Here is a 16,154-nt window from a genome sequence, read left to right on the forward strand (position 1 = left end):
TTACTAGGATATGAGGCTGCCGCCAGACATATGGGCGCCGATGACGCACAGCCAGACCAGGATGCACAGCCCGATTGACAGCATAACCGCTGCGCTGCCGAGGTCTTTCGCCCTCCCTATCATCGGGTGATGCTCTACAGTGATGCTGTCGGCAAGCGCCTCCAGGGCGGAATTCAGAATCTCGATGATCAGGACGAACAACATCGACCCGATCAGAAGCAGCATTTCGCCCACACTGCGGCTGATCCATAAGGCCACGGGTGCCAGCAACACGATCAGTAGCAGCTCTTGTCGAAATGCGGCCTCGTGCTTGAAGGCGGCACCAAATCCCTGCACGGAATAGCGCAAGGCCTTGAAAAGGCGGCCTACGCCGCCTTTACTTTTATAGGATGAATTGCTGGAAGTCATGGCGCCACGAAAAGATACTGCCTGCCACAGGGGCTAATGTGCCCCGGTCGGTACAATCGATATTATGCCTGCTAAACCATTACCGGCCCTTCGATGACACGACACTCCATAAGCTCGAACAGCGTGACCGTCCACGATGTGGCCCGCGTCGCCAATGTCTCGGCGATCACGGTATCACGCGCATTGAATAATCCAGGCCAGTTGTCCGCCTCGACACTTGCCCGGGTTTTGCAGGCGGTGGAGCAGACAGGATATGTGCCTAACCTGTTGGCCAAGGGCCTGAATGCAAAGAAAAGCGCGAGGTTGGTCGCGGCATTGATCCCTACGCTCTCCGGTCCTGTTTTTTCCGAAACGATACAGGCGCTGACGCAAACGCTTACGACTCACGGCTACCAACTCATACTCGGGCAAAGCGGCTACGACGGCGAACTGCAGGAAGACGCCTTGTTGAATGCCTTGATAGGCCGACGCCCCGACGGCATCGTGCTGACCGGTGTAATGCATTCCGATCAGGGTTGCAGGCGCTTGCGGGCAGCGGGCATCCCGGTCGTCGAAACATGGGATCTCAGCAATGCGCCGATAGACATGCTGGTGGGATTCTCGCACGAACAAGTCGGCATAAAGGTGTGTGAGTTTTTTCATCAGCGGGGTTTTCGTTTTCCCGCGCTGCTCTCCGCACAGGACGTTCGTGCGACCCGACGCAGCATGGCCTTTATACAGCGGGCAACCGAGTTGGGCATGGAGCCTGTGCGGCACCTTAAACTACCCGCCCCCACGACACTCGCCATCGGGCGGTCCGGATTATCGCAACTGATGCGAGAGTTCCCGGAGGTCGACAGCGTATTCTGTAGCTCCGATATGCTTGCATTGGGCGTATTGACAGAGGCGCAGGCACGAGGCCTGCGAGTACCTCAACAATTGGCGGTTGTCGGGTTTGGCGACCTCGATTTCGCGGCCAGCCTGTACCCGGCGTTGACGACGGTGCGTATCGACGGCAGCGCAATAGGTGCGAAAGCGGCGGATTTCATCATCGCGCGTGCCAACGGTCTCGATCCGGGGCTACGTATTGTTGACATTGGCTTCTCGATCATGGAACGGGAAAGTACCTAGTTGCTTCGTGCTATACGGGTAAACCACGATCTGATATTTTAGTGCCGCGTTCAAGCCTTACGTTATGATGGCAAAAATGTTAACGTTAACAGTCGAGGAGACAGGGTGATGAAGTTTAAATATATAGTGGCTGCGGCACTGTTATCAGTCACGACTTTTGCGCAGGCGGCTGATTATCCCGCGCGCCCCGTGACCATTGTCGTGCCATTCCCACCGGGCGGTTCCACCGATAATATCGGCCGCATCATCGGTGCAAAGTTGGCCACCAAGTTCGGACAAGCTTTTCCTATCGAAAACAAGCCAGGCGCGACAGGGGCGATCGGCGCTACTCAAGTTTCACGTGCCGCGCCCGACGGGTACACGTTGCTGGTTTCATCGTTGTCTGTGTTTGTGGTGAACCCGCATCTGCAAAAGACCCTGCAATATAATCCCACGAAAGATCTCGACCTGATCACCGTAGCGGTTCAGGCCCCCAACGTCCTGGTCGCCGGCCCGGCCGCCAAGGGCGGCGACACCGTCGCGGATATCGTCAAATACATGAAGCAGCACCCCGACGAAGTCACGTTCGCCACGTCGGGCAATGGGTCATCGGATCACCTGACCGCAGAATTGTTCTGGCAGGAAACCGGCACCAAAGGCGTCAATGTGCCATACAAGGGCGGCGCGCCTGCCCAGGCCGACCTGATGGGCGGGCAGGTTGCCTACTCCTTTCAAAACATCAATGCGGTCATCGGCCACATTCGCGGCGGCAAGATGAAGGCGCTGGCGGTCACCAGCGAAAAACGTTCGCCATTGCTTCCGGATGTACCAACGATGGAAGAAGCCGGCATCAAGAACGTGGTGGTGAATTCCTGGCAAGCGGTGGCAGCCCCCAAAGGCCTGCCCACGGATATCCGTAACAAGCTGCGCGATGGCATTGTCGAGGCCCTGAACGACCCCGCGGTCAAGCCCAATCTTCTGGGTGTCGGGTTCGAAATCGTAGGGAATACGCCCGAAGAGTTCGAGAAATTCCAGGCTCAAGAATTGGCCCGCTGGAAGAAGGTGATCGATACCGCCGGTATCGCCGCGAACTGATCCGCTGCTCCGGGCAGCACCAAGTCCGGTTACAAAGAATAGCCCCAGCGTTGATGTTCAATGCCGGGGTTTTTTCATGAAAAAGCGCGGCGTCTTTCAGTTTCTTCAACGTCATGGCAATCGTCGAAGCCAATGTGACAATGCATGCGGGGCCGTCCCTGGCATCAGCGAACCACTGATTGGTTCGAGCTCCTCGGCTCATATGAAAAAGGCCGGGTTCTGTGCAATACAGAACTCGGCCTGATCGACCCGGGCACAAGACCCGGGCCGGCAGAAGGTAGGGAATAAACTGGCTTAGAAGCCGCCCATTCCGCCCATACCGCCCATGCCACCCATATCGGGCATACCGCCACCCGCAGGTTTGTCTTCGACGATTTCGGCCACTGCGACCTCTGTCGTGAGCAACAGGCTGGCAATCGATGCTGCATTTTGCAATGCAGTGCGGGTTACCTTGGTGGGGTCCAGAACGCCTTGCTCGACCAGGTCACCGTACTCGCCAGTTGCAGCGTTGTAACCGTAGTTGCCTGTGCCGTTGGCCACATTGTTGACGACTACGCTGGGCTCGTCGCCAGCGTTGGCCACAATGGTGCGCAAAGGCGATTCGATAGCGCGCAGAACGAGCTTGATGCCGGCTTGCTGGTCAGGGTTGTCGCCCTTGACCAAAGCAACAGCGGCACGTGTACGGATCAAGGCTACACCACCGCCAGGAACAATGCCTTCTTCAACAGCGGCGCGTGTTGCATGCAGAGCATCTTCAACGCGTGCTTTCTTTTCTTTCATTTCGATTTCGGTAGCAGCACCGACACGAATCACTGCTACACCGCCAGCCAGCTTGGCAACGCGTTCTTGCAGTTTTTCGCGATCGTAGTCGGAAGTGGCTTCTTCGATCTGGACGCGGATCTGCTTGACGCGCGCTTCGATGGATTTGCCGTCGCCACCGCCATCGATGATCGTGGTGTTTTCTTTAGCCACTTCGATGCGCTTTGCCTGACCCAGCTCTTCCAGAGTCGCTTTTTCAAGCGACATGCCGGTTTCTTCCGAAATAACAGTGCCGCCCGTCAGGATGGCGATGTCTTCCAGCATGGCTTTGCGACGATCGCCGAAACCAGGTGCCTTGACAGCGGTCGTCTTGAGGATGCCGCGGATGTTGTTGACAACCAGCGTAGCCAAGGCTTCGCCTTCGACATCTTCAGCAACGATCAGCAGAGGACGGCTGGATTTGGCAACTTGTTCCAGGATAGGAAGCAGGTCGCGGATGTTGCTGATTTTCTTGTCGAATATCAGGACATACGGATCTTCAAGAACCGAGACTTGCTTGTCGGGGTTGTTGATGAAGTAAGGCGACAGGTAGCCGCGGTCGAATTGCATGCCTTCGACGACGTCGAGTTCGTTTTCCAGCGACTTGCCGTCTTCGACGGTAATAACGCCTTCTTTGCCGACCTTGTCCATGGCGTTGGCAATGATTTCCCCGATCGAAGCGTCGCTGTTAGCCGAAATGGAACCGACTTGAGCGATTTCCTTGCTGGTGGTGCAAGGCTTGGACAACTTCTTGAGTTCTTCGACAGCAACGGCAACCGCTTTGTCGATACCGCGCTTCAAGTCCATTGGGTTGATGCCGGCTGCAACGTACTTGAGGCCTTCTTCAACGATGGATTGAGCCAATACCGTTGCGGTTGTGGTACCGTCGCCAGCGGCATCGGATGTCTTGGAAGCGACTTCCTTGACCAGCTGCGCACCAATGTTTTCGTATTTGTCTTTGAGTTCGATTTCTTTGGCAACCGACACACCGTCTTTCGTTACGGTTGGGGAGCCGAAGGAGCGATCGAGGACAACGTTGCGGCCCTTGGGACCCAACGTCGTTTTAACAGCATTGGCGAGAATGTTGACGCCACGGACGATACGTACGCGTGCGTCATCACCAAATAGAACTTGCTTAGCAGCCATTGTAGAATTCCTTACTTGATTCGTTTGTAATTACAGGACCACGGCGAGGATTTCATCCTCGCGGATGACGAGCAATTCTTCGCCATCGATCTTGACAGACTGGCCGGCGTATTTGCCAAACAGAACTTTGTCGCCCGCTTTCAGGTCAACAGGAAGAATTTTGCCGTCTTCGGTTTTTTTACCGGGACCGACTGCAATGACTTCACCCTGATCGGGCTTTTCAGCGGCGCTCTCAGGGATAACAATACCCGAGGCTGTAGTGCGCTCGTTGTCCAGACGTTTGACGATCACGCGATCGTGCAAAGGACGCAGTGCCATGAAGGAACTCCTGTGTTATTGATAAAAATCGGGTTAGGGTGGCGTGTTAGCACTCCACCGCTACGAGTGCTAATTATAAGGACGATATGGATATCTTCAAGGGGGCTGGTATGTTTGTTACATTTCGAGATATATGTCGATTGTCGTCGTCTTACCAAGAGTAAGACAGGAACGTTCGCCTTCCGAAGCCAAATGTCAATGCCCAAAGCCGATCCAAAGCGGACGCCACAGACACGGCTCGTTCCAAATCTACAGTTGGACTCGGTTTGGGTCTTCCTGGTACTGAGCCGAGATGGCGGCGGGGGTCACGCGCGAAGGGTGGATGCGACGGCAAGGCTGGCTATGCGTACGGTTTCAAGAAGGGTGTCCTGTCCCTTTCCGGCGCGCGCCTGTGCGGAAAGGCCAATCATCAGCGTGCTGATGTACTCCGTAAGTTGCGGTGCATCTAAGGAGTGTCGAGCAGCGATGTAGGTGCGAATGACTTCGACGGCAGCAACATGCGCAGCGCGTGCAACAGCACGGGCCTCTTCGTCGCTGCACCGGCATCCCTCCAGCACTATGCATCCAGTGGCGGCGGGGTCGGTGGCATATCGGCGTGCCGCTTCTTCAAGCATTGCGGTGATGCACTCCACTACCGGGCGGTCGGGGCGCAGGATATCTGCAAGCGGGATGGCTCCGTGGTCGGCATACCGGTTGATGACGCGCTCATAAAGACCGGCTTTGCTTTGGAAGGCCGAATAGAAACTGGGTGTGTTGATGCCCAGCGCGTCGGTCACGTCCGACACGCTGACAGCTTCATAGCCCCGGGAATGGAACAGGCGCTGAGCAGTCGCGATGGCCTCATCAACATCGAATTTGCGAGGGCGACCTCGAGGTCGAATTAGTTTTTTAGTCATCACTATAAAAATAGATTGACATCATCGTCAATTCGTTTATTGTAGTCAATCCTACATATTTAATCCAGAGGTGTTTGATGGCTATGTTCGACAAGAAGTCTGTGCTGGTGCTGGGCGGAAGCCGTGGAATTGGAGCGGCAATTGTGCGGCGCTTTGTTGCGGATGGCGCAAACGTAACGTTCACCTACTCAGGCTCCCAGGCGGCGGCTGAGGAGCTTGCTGCTGAAACGACCAGCAAGGCAGTCCAAACGGACAGCGCTGACCGGGCCGCGGTCATCGCACAGGTGCGCGACAGCGGCCCACTAGATGTGTTGGTAGTGAATGCCGGAATTGCAATGTTCGGCGACGCGCTCGAACTTGATCCGGATGCCGTGGATCGGCTGTTCAAAATCAATGTGCATGCGCCATATCACGCGTCTGTCGAGGCGGCGCGCCGTATGCCCCAAGGTGGCCGAATCATCGTCATCGGATCGGTGAACGGAGACCGGATGCCCGTGCCTGGCATGGCAGCGTATGCACTCAGCAAGTCAGCTCTGCAGGGATTGGCCAGAGGCCTGGCGCGCGACTTCGGTCCGCGCGGCATCACCGTGAACGTCGTTCAGCCGGGCCCCATCGACACGGACGCTAATCCAGCCGATGGGCCGATGAAAGACTTGTTGCATGGATTCATGGCCATCAAGCGCCACGGCCAGCCAGGAGAGGTCGCGGCAATGGTGGCATGGCTGGCGGGTCCCGAGGCCGGCTTCGTGACTGGGGCGATGCACACGATAGACGGGGGATTCGGAGCTTGACGGATGACCCAATGCGCTCGCCGTTATGTAAAGCGTAGCGGAAGTTCGGTGATGCCATATGCTGATTTCCACACACGCAAATAGCAAAATCGGGATTGCATCGACGAAGCGCGCAATCCCGATCTTCACGACTGTGGAACCATCCTGGCTATTCGATCTTACCCATTTTATTAACGGCTTGAGCGATCGATGTAGAGTCCAGCTTCCAGTAGGCATCGAACTTTGCTGCGTCCAAGTAGTCCAGCGGGCTACCGATACCGAGCATGGTTTTCGCGAAAGCAGGGTTGGCCGCTATCTTGTTCAAGCTATTGTTCAGGGTATCGACGACTGATTGGGGAGCGTCTGCTGGAACAAAGACACCAGACCATTGTATGAACTGGGCGTTGTAGCCGGAAGAGCTTAGGCTGGGTACGTCGGGCAGGGACGCAAGAGGTTTGTCGCCCCAATGAGCCAGCGCGCGCAATTTACCCGCCTTGATCTGCTGGATGGCGCTGGCTGGCCCTGTCGCCAGTGCCTGAACATGGCCGCCGAGCAGTGATGCAACGGCCGGGCCTGCCCCGGTGTACGGGATATGCGTCAATTTTACGTCGGCCGCTTGTGCGAGCATTTCCATCGGCACATGCATCGTGCCATAAATGCCGGAACTACCGTAGGTGATGTCCCCAGGATTTTTCCTGGCGGCTTCGATAAATTCCTGAACGGTCTTCCACGGAGCGTCGGCCTTGACGACCAACACCGTGGGATCAGCTGTAATGCGGGCGATTGGCTTGAACTGATCGAGTCGAAAGGCGGGTTTGCGCTCAAGAATTTTGTCGGCCTCGGGCAGAATGGAGATGGACGACAGGCTTAACAAGATCGTGTAGCCATCGGGCTTGGCATTGGCTGCAGAGCCGATGCCAATGGCGCCGCCTGCACCGGCTCGATTTTCGATCACTACGGTTTGACCCAGGTCTTTGGACAGCGCGTCGGCCAAGGGCCGTGCAACAGTGTCGGCCACGCCGCCAGGCGGGAACGGCACGATCATGGTAATGGGACGCTCAGGATACTGCGCCAAGGCATAGCCAGAAAAGCTCAACGTCGCCGCCGCGCCCAGCAGCTTGAGTGTTGTTGTGGTGCCAGACCACTTTGTAAACTTGATACGCATGATTTGTCTCTTTTTTATAAGAATTAACAAGGCGGGGAAAGGATCACTTGAAGGTGTTTTCGAGAACGCCAATTCCATCAATTTCGATACGAACGACGTCGCCGGATTTAAGATATTGCGCAGGCTTCATACCCATGCCCACACCCGCAGGAGTGCCTGTGGCGATGATATCGCCGGGATAAAGCGTGATACCGCGCGAGCACGTCTCGATCAGCGTGGGCAAGTCGAAAATTAGATCCGGCGTTGCTCCGTCCTGGCGAAGTTCGCCATTGACCCAGCATCTCACACGGGTCTTGCTGCCATCCAGTTCATCGGCTGTAACGATCCAGGGTCCCATGGGGCAGAAGGTATCAAAAGACTTGCCCAGGTCCCACTGCTGGTGCCGAATCTGTACATCGCGTGCGGTGACATCATTGACAATGGTGTAGCCGAAAACGTGGCTCATGGCATCGTCTCGCGAAATGTTTTTACCGCCTTTGCCGATCACGATGGCAAGCTCCGCTTCGTAGTCAATCTGCTGTGATACTTCACCCGGCAATGCGACAGTGTCCAAATGACCAATGACGCACTCAGGCACCTTGGTGAACACGATAGGCCAGCTTTGCGGGTTTTTATCATTGTCCTTGAACACTGATGCGGCAAGTTCGTTTGCATGGGCGTGATAATTTCGGCCTACACAAAAAATATTACGGCGCGGCCGCTCGATAGGCGCCAATGCCTTTGCCTCGCTTAAGTCCTGGCCACCGGAAACAATAACGAGTTTGCCCTTGAGTTGGTCATAATCTTGTACCAATTGGTTCATGTCACCGTCGAACGTATCGATCAGATCCGTAACCGGCCAAAACCGATTTTTCGTCGAATCGATAACACAAACTTGTTTCTTTTCCTGGTAGCTTAGCGTTGCAAATTTCATTTTGTACTCGTCAGAATAAATACCAAAACGCAAATCTACCATACTCCCGATATCAAATTGGTCCACATTTGGGCTTTTATATCGAATTCTTACCCAATTGGTATAATTAAACAGGCGACAGATTGTCAAAAGGGGCAAGCGTGGGGGATACATCGACTTTACTGGAAGTTCGAACTCAGGGCGCGAGAAGGCTCGCCGATCATTTAATGGCTGAAATGACTAGGGGGAAACTGAGGAAGGGCATGAGACTGCCACCAGAGCGGGAGCTTGGCGAGCTTTTCGGCGTATCGCGCGGATCAGTACGACGGGTTTTAGCCCAGTTTTGTGATCAAGGCTTTATTAGCCAACGCGTGGGCAGCGGCACTTTTGTGCTGCCCAAGGCTGAAAATTTGTCTAGATCGCAAGAAATCATAGCGGCCACGCCCACCAGCCCTGCCGAGCTGATGGTGGCTCGACTGCTCATTGAGCCTTTAATGCCGGGATTGATCGTGCAGAATGCGACCAGCGCCGACTTCAAGCATATGTTTCAGTGCCTGGACCAGTCCGAGGCCGCCACGAGTATCGATGAATTCGAACATTGGGACGAGGAGCTGCACAAGGCGTTCGCATTTGCCACACATAATTCCTTTTTTGTGCAGTTGATGGACCTGACGAATAAAGTCCGGGAGCAAGGCGAGTGGGGGCGTTTGAAACGCATTTCATTGACTGCGGAAACCAGACAGCAATACGAATTGCAGCATCGGGCGATAGTTGACGCGCTCAAAGACCGAGATGCCCGCCTTGCCAAAAACTTACTGTTCGGGCACTTGCAACTAATCCAGCGGAATTTGTTTGGCGGTTGAACTCCCCTGAAGCGCTGAGCGACCACAAAGAATCCGCCGCGTTTTCAGGTAGTGTCCCGCGTTGTGTCGATGTCCCCTATGGACCCGATTTAACCCAAAACCATGCCATTGTGCCTATGGCCAACCAGAGCACGACGACCAGGATTGCCCCCATCCGGCTTGTCGGCTTCGTACCTTTCGCTTGTATCCACTCGTCTGCCTGGGCGCGGCATTCCATCAGTAGGTCCGAAGGCAGGAGCCGGATGGCTAACCAGATCAGGCCGGGAAGCAGCAATACGTCATCGACGTAACCGAGTATCGGTATGAAGTCGGGGATCAGGTCGATCGGACTCAGCGCATATGCCACCACGAACACCCCCAGTGCCTTCGCATACCAGGGGGTTCGAGGATGTTTGCCTGCGAACCAAAGCGTCACGCCGTCGCGCTTGATTCGACTGGCCCAGGCTTTTACATTGTCGCTGATACTCATCGGATTCGGGATGGACTGTCGCAGGGCGGGCCCTTATGCGGCGGCGCGTGTCCGCGTTACGTCTGTACCCGGCACATTGGCTTTTTCTGCGTGCAGCGTAAAGTTGAAGACAATGTGCGAAAACTCGCCATTCAGCCCGTATTTGGTAATTTCGGCAGGGTCGCTCACCTTGGTCAGGACCGGCACTAAGCCTTCCCGCGTGGCGAAGGCGAAATCGTCCCAGAGGTAGGGGTCGCCATCGATGTTGATCTGCGTTGTAAGTTTGCGGTGTCCGTCGGCCGTGACAAAAAAGTGGATATGGGCAGGGCGATTGCCATGGCGTCCCATTTTTTTCAGTATGGTATCGGTGGCCCCGTTGGGCGGAACGCTATAACCGACAGGTACCACGCTTTGGAAACGGTAGCGCCCATTTTCGTCAGTCCGGATGCCCCGTCGCAGGTTGAACGCTTCCTGCGACGGATCAAAGTATGAATAATTGCCGAGGTGATTGGCGTGCCAGACTTCGACCAGGGCATTTTTTAACGGTGTAACGCCGTCCTCGTCAAATACCTGACCTTCCATGACCAAAGGGTCGCCTATTTCTTGCTCGCCGCACAAGCGGGCAAACCCAACAGATACCGGTGCGCCTGCGACATACAGCGGGCCTTCAATTGTGCGTGGTGTGACATTCGGATTAAGCCCGGCTTTGGCCTCGGCCTCGTCCATGCGAATGTCCAGCAAGCGTTCGAAGCCCAGTCCTGCGGCGATAAGTCCGAACTCTTTCGAGCTGGTGCCCAGGAAGTTCAGCGCAGTCCAGAATTCACTGGGTGTAATGTCAAATTCTTCAATCGTATAAAACAAATCTTTAACGATGCGATTGGCGATGGCCTTGATACGCTCGTCGGTAACCGGGCCCTCGGTGCCTTCGATTTTTGTGATTAACTCGTCGATCAGTTGCTTGCTCATGGGTACGGTTCCTTTTTGATAGCCTGTGCCAGCGTGCGCAGTTGGCACCACGGTGTGGCTGTAACGGCTTGCTTGTGACACCAAGTATAAAAGTCGCCAATCGCGGGGTCTAATACTATTGAAGGCTCCCCGCATACCTTCAAGGTATTGGTTGGTTTGCGTAAAGCAGCTGTCAATGAGTAACTGATTTTAAGTTAGAGTAGAGTCCGGCCGTCTGCGCTGCGATACCCCCAAATAAAGACTTCAGAGACTCTCCATGATAAAGGCAGTGCCTGGCTGGCTGGAACCCATAGTGGCCATTTTCGTTCTGCAAACCACATCATCATTCCTGGCACGGTTCATTCCGATCATCGCTCCGGCAGTGTCTGAAGAGTTCGGGTGGGGCGGCAGTTCCATTGGATATCTCACGGCAGCCAATTCGCTCGGCGGGCTGGCCATCCTGGTTGGAGGCTCCGCCTTGCTCAAGCAAGTAGGCGGGATGCGCACCCTGCAGTTGAGTTTGGTTCTCGGTTCCGCCAGCATGGCGTTCTTCCTGAATTCCAGCCTGGGCATCGCGCTGGCTGCATGCTTCGTGATGGGGCTTAGCAATGGTGCGGCAAATCCGGCTGGCAGTGAGGTTCTGCAAAGATACTCGCCCCCGGGGAAACGCAATCTCATTTTTTCGATCAAGCAGGCCGGGGTCCCTCTGGGGGGAGTGATAGCCGGACTGATCATTCCGGCCATGGTTGTTCCTGCGGGGTGGCGCATTGCGCTTTTAGTATGTGCGTTGCTGGTCTTGGTGCCAACCTTGGCGACCTGGCGCATTAGCGCTCGACTGGATGAAACACCTTCGTCAGAGCGCTGGCGTTTCTCCATGCCGAATCTGCAGTCGCTGCATCAATTGCGGGTACCTTTGCAATCTCTTCTGGACAATCCTGGTCTATTGAAGATGTCCATCGTCGGAAGCCTGTTTGCGATTTCCCAAACCTGTTGGTTCACGTTCACGGTCATTTATCTGATCGACGCGCTGGGATTCTCGCTTGGGCTCGCCGGGGTCGTATTCGCCGTCATGCAAGCCGGGGGCGTGATCGGCCGCATTGCATTGGGATGGCTTTCTGACCACATGGGTTCGGCGACGGCATCGTTGTCGGTAGCGGCAATCCTGTCGGCAACCACAACGGTGCTGTTGGGATTGAGCAATCCCGAATGGCCGATATGGACCATTATCGTGCTGGCCTTCGTCGCCGGATGCTCGGCAGCCAGTTGGAACGGAGTGCAAATTGCCGAGGTGGCGCGTCGCTCACCGCCCGATCTGATTTCCGAAACCTCGGCAGGGTCCAGCATTCTTGTGAATGTGGTCAATATGCTGGTTCCGACGGCTTTTGCAGCCTTTGTGGCGTTCAGTGGCCGCTACGATTATGCCTTCGGATTCGCCGGCGCCTGCACCTTGTTGGTACTTATCTTCCTGCCGCGCGAACGTGAGTAAGGCCGCCGGGATCAGCGGCAGCTCGACTTCCATGCTATCAATCCCAATGGCATCGCGAGCGCTGCCCACGACACGGCATCGTGCCAGCCGTCGCCCACCAGTGCGGCGATCAGACCCATCGTTGTGATCAATGCCACGATGACTGGCACTTGCCATGTTTGCCGCATGTTGCCTTGCCTGCGCTGGTGGTCGTTGCCGGCCAGCATGGGCTTCGTGCGCGCGTTGGCCGAGGCCCGTCCTGGCCCGGCGGGTGCTTTTCGGCTGCGAGCGAGCCAGAGGTACAGGCCGCTGCCCAGTACGATGATGATGACGATGTCCAGCACAGCCCAAAGTATCTTCATGGGCAGTCCACCATAGTCACCGAAGTGCAGGGGCTCCGACAGGAGCAACGTGATCATGTACCACGGAAGGGGGCGGTTATCCGTCACTTGCAGCGTTTGGGCGTCGACCAATACGGGTTTCAACAGGCGCGATGTGAGCGGCTCGGTTCCGCGCATGAACACCGCATAGTGGTGCGGACTTGCCATGTTGGAACCCGGGTACGCGACAAAGCCCAGCTGCATGTTCGGTTCGAGCTGCTGGGCGGCACGCACCGCCTGTTGGAGCGACCCTGGTTGTGTCACCGGCGGATGGCCGGCATACGGCGCGACCATCTCGGCCATCTGGTCGGCTCGCCATGCACCGACTATCAGTTCAGCCCAGGTCGTGATCATTCCGGTGGCGCCGACGGTGCCGGCCCATACTAACGTGACTATGCCAAGCAGATTGTGCAGATCGAGCCATTTCAGGCGAGCGTTGCGATCACGGCGGACCTCGCCGAAATGCAGCCGCCGCATGAAGGGCGCATACAACACAACCCCGGATATGATCGCTGCCAGCAAGAGGAAAGCCATCAGTCCCAGAAACAGCTTGCCGGGCAGGTCCAAAAACAGATCGGTGTGCAGCCGCAGCATGAATGCCATGACGCCGCTGCGGTGTGCCGACGGATCAAGTACCTGGCCCGTGTAATAGTCGACAGTGACGGTGGTCCGATCGCCGCTACCGGCAACCGTATCGGCAAGGTTTACATACCAGAACCCGTCATCAGTGATATCGCCGACGAACATGACTGCCTTGTTTGGCGCCTGTTCCTTAGCCGCCAGGATGACGTCATCAAGATTGGCCATGGGCAGGCCGCTGGCGGCCGTGGTGTGCTGTTCGCCCTCGGTCAGCCAGTGTTCGATTTCATGCTCGAAGATTAAAGGCAGGCCGGTAAGGCACAGCATCAGCAGGAAAATGGTGCTGACCAGGCTGGTCCATTTATGGACGAAGGACCATTTGCGCAAGGCGACGGGAGACAACATCGTTAAGATCCAGCCGGTGTCGATAGCATGACTATGTCCCGGGCAGCATGGCCGGCGCGCGCACCGACATAAAAAGGAGAACAACCGACCATGGGAATTTCCGTATATAAAAATGGCCGGGAAAAATCCGGCTTTAATTGATTGATAATGGTATTGAGAACGATTGCTATCACCGCTCTTGCAAAATTATACATAGATCTGAGAGCGTGCACGCAGGTTTTCTCCCCCTGATTTCTTTCCCAAATGAGTGATTCCCATGTCCTATCTTCCCCAGTTCCGCCCGTCCCTGGCACGTCCGCTGACAGCAGCCGGCCTATTGTTTGCGTCTGGCGGGGCGTTCGCGCAGTCGGCGGCACCCGCCACTGTGTTGCCCGCGGTGACCGTCCAAGGCAGCCAGGGTGCTGTTCAGGTACAGCCGGCCTATGCGGGCGGGCAGGTGGCGCGGGGCGGCGGTCTTGGTTTGTTAGGGTCGGAAGACGTCATGGACACCCCTTTCAGCACCGTCAATTACACGGCGCAAATGATGGAGGACATCCAGGCCCGCACGCTGGCCGATGTCATCACCAATGACGCCTCAGTGCGTACGACGACCTCAACCGGCGGTTTTGGCGAAGACTTCCAGATCCGCGGCTTCAGCGTCGGAACGGGTGACGTGGGCCTCAACGGTCTCTATGGCTTGTTGTCAGCCAATCGCGTGCCGATGGAACTGGTGGAGCGAGTCGAATTGCTCAAGGGGCCAGGCACACTTATGCGCGGCATTCCACCCACGGGAAGCATAGGGGGCAGCGTCAACGTCGTGACCAAGCGTGCCCACGATGACCCACTGACGCGACTGACCACCACTTACACCAGCAAAGCCAATCTGGGCACCCATCTGGATATGGGCCGGCGCTTCGGCGAGAATAATGCCTGGGGCGTGCGCTTCAATGGCGTGGTGCGCGGCGGCGAAGCCTCCAACTATGACGGCGAACAGAATCTGGGCCTGGGCGCGCTTGCTCTGGACTACCAGGGGGATCGTCTGCGGTGGTCCCTGGATACCATTTACCAGGAGGACAAGGTGGACGATTTCCGCGCTCAGATCGGATTCCGGCCAGACATTACCGAGATTCCGGCAGCGCCTGATGGCCGCATCACCTTTTATCCCGATACCACGTTGACGCAACGCGACAAAACGATCGCTTCGCGACTCGAGTACGACCTTACCGACAATCTGACGGGCCATGTGGCTTTGGGCTACCGGGATAACGTCGTGCGACAGGTATTTCCCATCTCCGTCAACCCGGTCACGCTGGCGCGTCAAGGCGTCGACGCCGAGGGCAATTTCGGCGTCATGAACTCCTTTTACGATTCCTACTCGAAAACGCTTAGCGGCGATGTCGGGCTGACGGCCCGCTTTGATACAGGCGGCATCGGCCATTCAGTGGCCGTCGCCGTGACACGCATGAGCCAGGAGACGGGCAATGCCTACTCGCCGGGCTCGACGGCGGTCGCCTCGAATCTTTACGACCCTGCACCGCTACCTGCGAATGCGTCCTTGCGCAATCACATGCAGCGCGCGTCCGAGACCACACTGGACAGTATTGCCATTGCAGATACGCTGTCCTTTGCTCAAGACCGCGTGCTGCTTACCGTCGGCGCGCGCAGGCAGACAGTGGCTGTGGACAGCTACAACACGGCAACCGGGGCAAGATCGGGCACTTACAAGGCCGATGCCGTTTCTCCTGTCGCCGGGATCGTGGTCAAGCCTCTGGAGAACGTGTCGATATACAGCAACTTCACAGAGGGACTGACGCGCGGCACGGTGGTCGGGGCTACGTACGCGAACGCCGGCGAAGTACTGAACCCATACAAATCGAAGCAATACGAAGCTGGTGTCAAAGTGGACTGGGGTCGCGTGACGACCACCATGGCGATTTACCAATTGGCACGGCCGGCAGCCCAGGCCGACGAGTCGAACGTCTACGGCTACTTCGGCGAGCAGCGTAATCGGGGGGTCGAGTTGTCCGCCTATGGCGAGTTGCAACCTGGCCTGCGCATCATGGCCTCTGCGGCTTACACGCAGGGCAAGCTGACCACGACGCAAAACGGCATCAATGAGGGGAATAAGGCGCCAGGGGTGCCAAGCCACACCGTCAATCTCGGTCTCGACTGGGATACGCCCTGGGTGGACGGCCTGAGCCTCACTGGACGTGCGGCATACACATCGTCGTCCTATGTCAGCGCGGACAATACGCTTAGCCTGCCGGCAGTCACGACATTTGATGTGGGCGCCCGCTATCGGACCAAGGTGGCAGGCAAAGCGGTGGTGCTGCGTGCCAACATCGATAACCTGACGGACAAGAAGTATTGGCTGGCCAATGGTTCGTTTGCGACGAATGCCGCCGGTCGCACTGTCATGTTGTCGGCATCAGTCGATTTTTAGTGTGGGTACCTGCGGGTCGTTATCGAGGATTAAAGCGGATGTAAAAATCGGAACTTTCAGGGCGACGTGC

At 56.5% G+C, this 16,154-nt stretch carries 15 protein-coding genes; 6 read left to right on the forward strand and 9 right to left on the reverse strand.

Annotated elements, in window-relative coordinates; genetic code table 11:
* Window positions 1-3: 3 nt before the first annotated feature.
* Window positions 4-408 carry a diacylglycerol kinase gene (locus CR155_RS18785; RefSeq protein WP_102071576.1) on the reverse strand — a complete coding sequence of 135 codons (405 nt, stop codon included), beginning with the start codon at window positions 406-408 and terminating at the stop codon, window positions 4-6.
* A gap of 93 nt (window positions 409-501) precedes the next feature.
* On the opposite strand from CR155_RS18785, the gene CR155_RS18790 reads away from it, so the two are divergent.
* Window positions 502-1,518: a LacI family DNA-binding transcriptional regulator gene (locus tag CR155_RS18790; RefSeq protein ID WP_102071577.1), complete on the forward strand. Its 1,017-nt coding sequence runs from the start codon at window positions 502-504 to the stop codon at window positions 1,516-1,518.
* 108 nt (window positions 1,519-1,626) lie between these two features.
* Entirely contained in the window at window positions 1,627-2,592 is a 966-nt protein-coding gene (locus CR155_RS18795; protein ID WP_102071578.1) for a Bug family tripartite tricarboxylate transporter substrate binding protein, read from the forward strand.
* Window positions 2,593-2,886: 294 nt separating this feature from the next.
* Here CR155_RS18795 and groL read toward each other — a convergent pair whose 3' ends face one another.
* The 3 genes from groL to CR155_RS18810 all read right to left on the reverse strand — a co-directional run bounded on the left by groL (window position 2,887) and on the right by CR155_RS18810 (window position 5,750).
* Window positions 2,887-4,536, reverse strand: coding sequence for a chaperonin GroEL (gene groL, locus CR155_RS18800; RefSeq protein ID WP_102071579.1), 1,650 nt, complete (start codon window positions 4,534-4,536; stop codon window positions 2,887-2,889).
* Between the two features lie 30 nt (window positions 4,537-4,566).
* Window positions 4,567-4,854, reverse strand: a complete 288-nt coding sequence (locus CR155_RS18805) for a co-chaperone GroES (RefSeq protein WP_102071580.1) — start codon at window positions 4,852-4,854, stop codon at window positions 4,567-4,569.
* 305 nt (window positions 4,855-5,159) lie between these two features.
* A complete protein-coding gene (locus CR155_RS18810) occupies window positions 5,160-5,750 on the reverse strand; it encodes a TetR/AcrR family transcriptional regulator (protein ID WP_102071581.1) in 591 nt (196 codons plus the stop codon).
* A 77-nt stretch (window positions 5,751-5,827) separates the two neighbouring features.
* Here CR155_RS18810 and bdcA point away from each other — a divergent pair, with 77 nt between their 5' ends.
* Window positions 5,828-6,541, forward strand: a complete 714-nt coding sequence (gene bdcA, locus CR155_RS18815; protein WP_102071582.1) for an SDR family oxidoreductase — start codon at window positions 5,828-5,830, stop codon at window positions 6,539-6,541.
* A gap of 148 nt (window positions 6,542-6,689) precedes the next feature.
* Here the strand turns inward: bdcA and CR155_RS18820 are convergent, their stop codons facing one another.
* Both CR155_RS18820 and CR155_RS18825 read right to left on the reverse strand, forming a co-directional pair.
* The gene (locus tag CR155_RS18820) at window positions 6,690-7,685 is read right to left on the reverse strand and encodes a tripartite tricarboxylate transporter substrate binding protein (RefSeq protein ID WP_102071583.1); all 996 of its coding nucleotides are present in this window, start codon (window positions 7,683-7,685) and stop codon (window positions 6,690-6,692) included.
* Window positions 7,686-7,728: 43 nt separating this feature from the next.
* Entirely contained in the window at window positions 7,729-8,598 is an 870-nt protein-coding gene (locus CR155_RS18825) for a fumarylacetoacetate hydrolase family protein (RefSeq protein WP_102071632.1), read from the reverse strand.
* A 140-nt stretch (window positions 8,599-8,738) separates the two neighbouring features.
* Here CR155_RS18825 and CR155_RS18830 point away from each other — a divergent pair, with 140 nt between their 5' ends.
* Complete coding sequence (locus CR155_RS18830; protein WP_102071633.1) at window positions 8,739-9,440, forward strand: FadR/GntR family transcriptional regulator; 702 nt, start codon at window positions 8,739-8,741, stop codon at window positions 9,438-9,440.
* Window positions 9,441-9,516: 76 nt separating this feature from the next.
* On the opposite strand, the gene CR155_RS18835 is transcribed toward CR155_RS18830, so the two are convergent.
* Window positions 9,517-9,909, reverse strand: a complete 393-nt coding sequence (locus CR155_RS18835) for a YkvA family protein (RefSeq protein ID WP_102071584.1) — start codon at window positions 9,907-9,909, stop codon at window positions 9,517-9,519.
* 33 nt (window positions 9,910-9,942) lie between these two features.
* Window positions 9,943-10,854: a catechol 1,2-dioxygenase gene (gene catA / locus CR155_RS18840; RefSeq protein WP_102071585.1), complete on the reverse strand. Its 912-nt coding sequence runs from the start codon at window positions 10,852-10,854 to the stop codon at window positions 9,943-9,945.
* 256 nt (window positions 10,855-11,110) lie between these two features.
* On the opposite strand from catA, the gene CR155_RS18845 reads away from it, so the two are divergent.
* On the forward strand, window positions 11,111-12,319 hold the full coding sequence (locus CR155_RS18845) for an MFS transporter (RefSeq protein ID WP_102071586.1): 1,209 nt from the start codon (window positions 11,111-11,113) through the stop codon (window positions 12,317-12,319).
* 11 nt (window positions 12,320-12,330) lie between these two features.
* Here the strand turns inward: CR155_RS18845 and CR155_RS18850 are convergent, their stop codons facing one another.
* Entirely contained in the window at window positions 12,331-13,662 is a 1,332-nt protein-coding gene (locus CR155_RS18850; protein ID WP_102071587.1) for a PepSY-associated TM helix domain-containing protein, read from the reverse strand.
* A 256-nt stretch (window positions 13,663-13,918) separates the two neighbouring features.
* Between CR155_RS18850 and CR155_RS18855 the strand changes: the two genes are divergently transcribed.
* Window positions 13,919-16,084, forward strand: a complete 2,166-nt coding sequence (locus CR155_RS18855) for a TonB-dependent receptor (protein WP_102071588.1) — start codon at window positions 13,919-13,921, stop codon at window positions 16,082-16,084.
* Window positions 16,085-16,154: the final 70 nt, after the last annotated feature.

The organism is Pollutimonas nitritireducens, from assembly GCF_002849615.1.
Classification (GTDB): Bacteria; Pseudomonadota; Gammaproteobacteria; order Burkholderiales; family Burkholderiaceae_B; genus Pollutimonas; species Pollutimonas nitritireducens.

Bases quoted from the DNA above. Each gene is read 5' to 3' on its own strand.
- CR155_RS18795 (WP_102071578.1), top strand. From the start codon at position 1,627: ATGAAGTTTAAATATATAGTGGCTGCGGCACTGTTATCAGTCACGACT.
- CR155_RS18845 (WP_102071586.1), top strand. From the start codon at position 11,111: ATGATAAAGGCAGTGCCTGGCTGGCTGGAACCCATAGTGGCCATTTTC.
- CR155_RS18805 (WP_102071580.1), bottom strand. From the start codon at position 4,854: ATGGCACTGCGTCCTTTGCACGATCGCGTGATCGTCAAACGTCTGGAC.
- CR155_RS18835 (WP_102071584.1), bottom strand. From the start codon at position 9,909: ATGAGTATCAGCGACAATGTAAAAGCCTGGGCCAGTCGAATCAAGCGC.
- CR155_RS18850 (WP_102071587.1), bottom strand. From the start codon at position 13,662: ATGTTGTCTCCCGTCGCCTTGCGCAAATGGTCCTTCGTCCATAAATGG.
- CR155_RS18810 (WP_102071581.1), bottom strand. From the start codon at position 5,750: ATGACTAAAAAACTAATTCGACCTCGAGGTCGCCCTCGCAAATTCGAT.
- CR155_RS18785 (WP_102071576.1), bottom strand. From the start codon at position 408: ATGACTTCCAGCAATTCATCCTATAAAAGTAAAGGCGGCGTAGGCCGC.
- CR155_RS18855 (WP_102071588.1), top strand. From the start codon at position 13,919: ATGTCCTATCTTCCCCAGTTCCGCCCGTCCCTGGCACGTCCGCTGACA.
- CR155_RS18825 (WP_102071632.1), bottom strand. From the start codon at position 8,598: ATGAAATTTGCAACGCTAAGCTACCAGGAAAAGAAACAAGTTTGTGTT.
- catA (WP_102071585.1), bottom strand. From the start codon at position 10,854: ATGAGCAAGCAACTGATCGACGAGTTAATCACAAAAATCGAAGGCACC.
- bdcA (WP_102071582.1), top strand. From the start codon at position 5,828: ATGGCTATGTTCGACAAGAAGTCTGTGCTGGTGCTGGGCGGAAGCCGT.
- CR155_RS18790 (WP_102071577.1), top strand. From the start codon at position 502: ATGACACGACACTCCATAAGCTCGAACAGCGTGACCGTCCACGATGTG.
- groL (WP_102071579.1), bottom strand. From the start codon at position 4,536: ATGGCTGCTAAGCAAGTTCTATTTGGTGATGACGCACGCGTACGTATC.
- CR155_RS18820 (WP_102071583.1), bottom strand. From the start codon at position 7,685: ATGCGTATCAAGTTTACAAAGTGGTCTGGCACCACAACAACACTCAAG.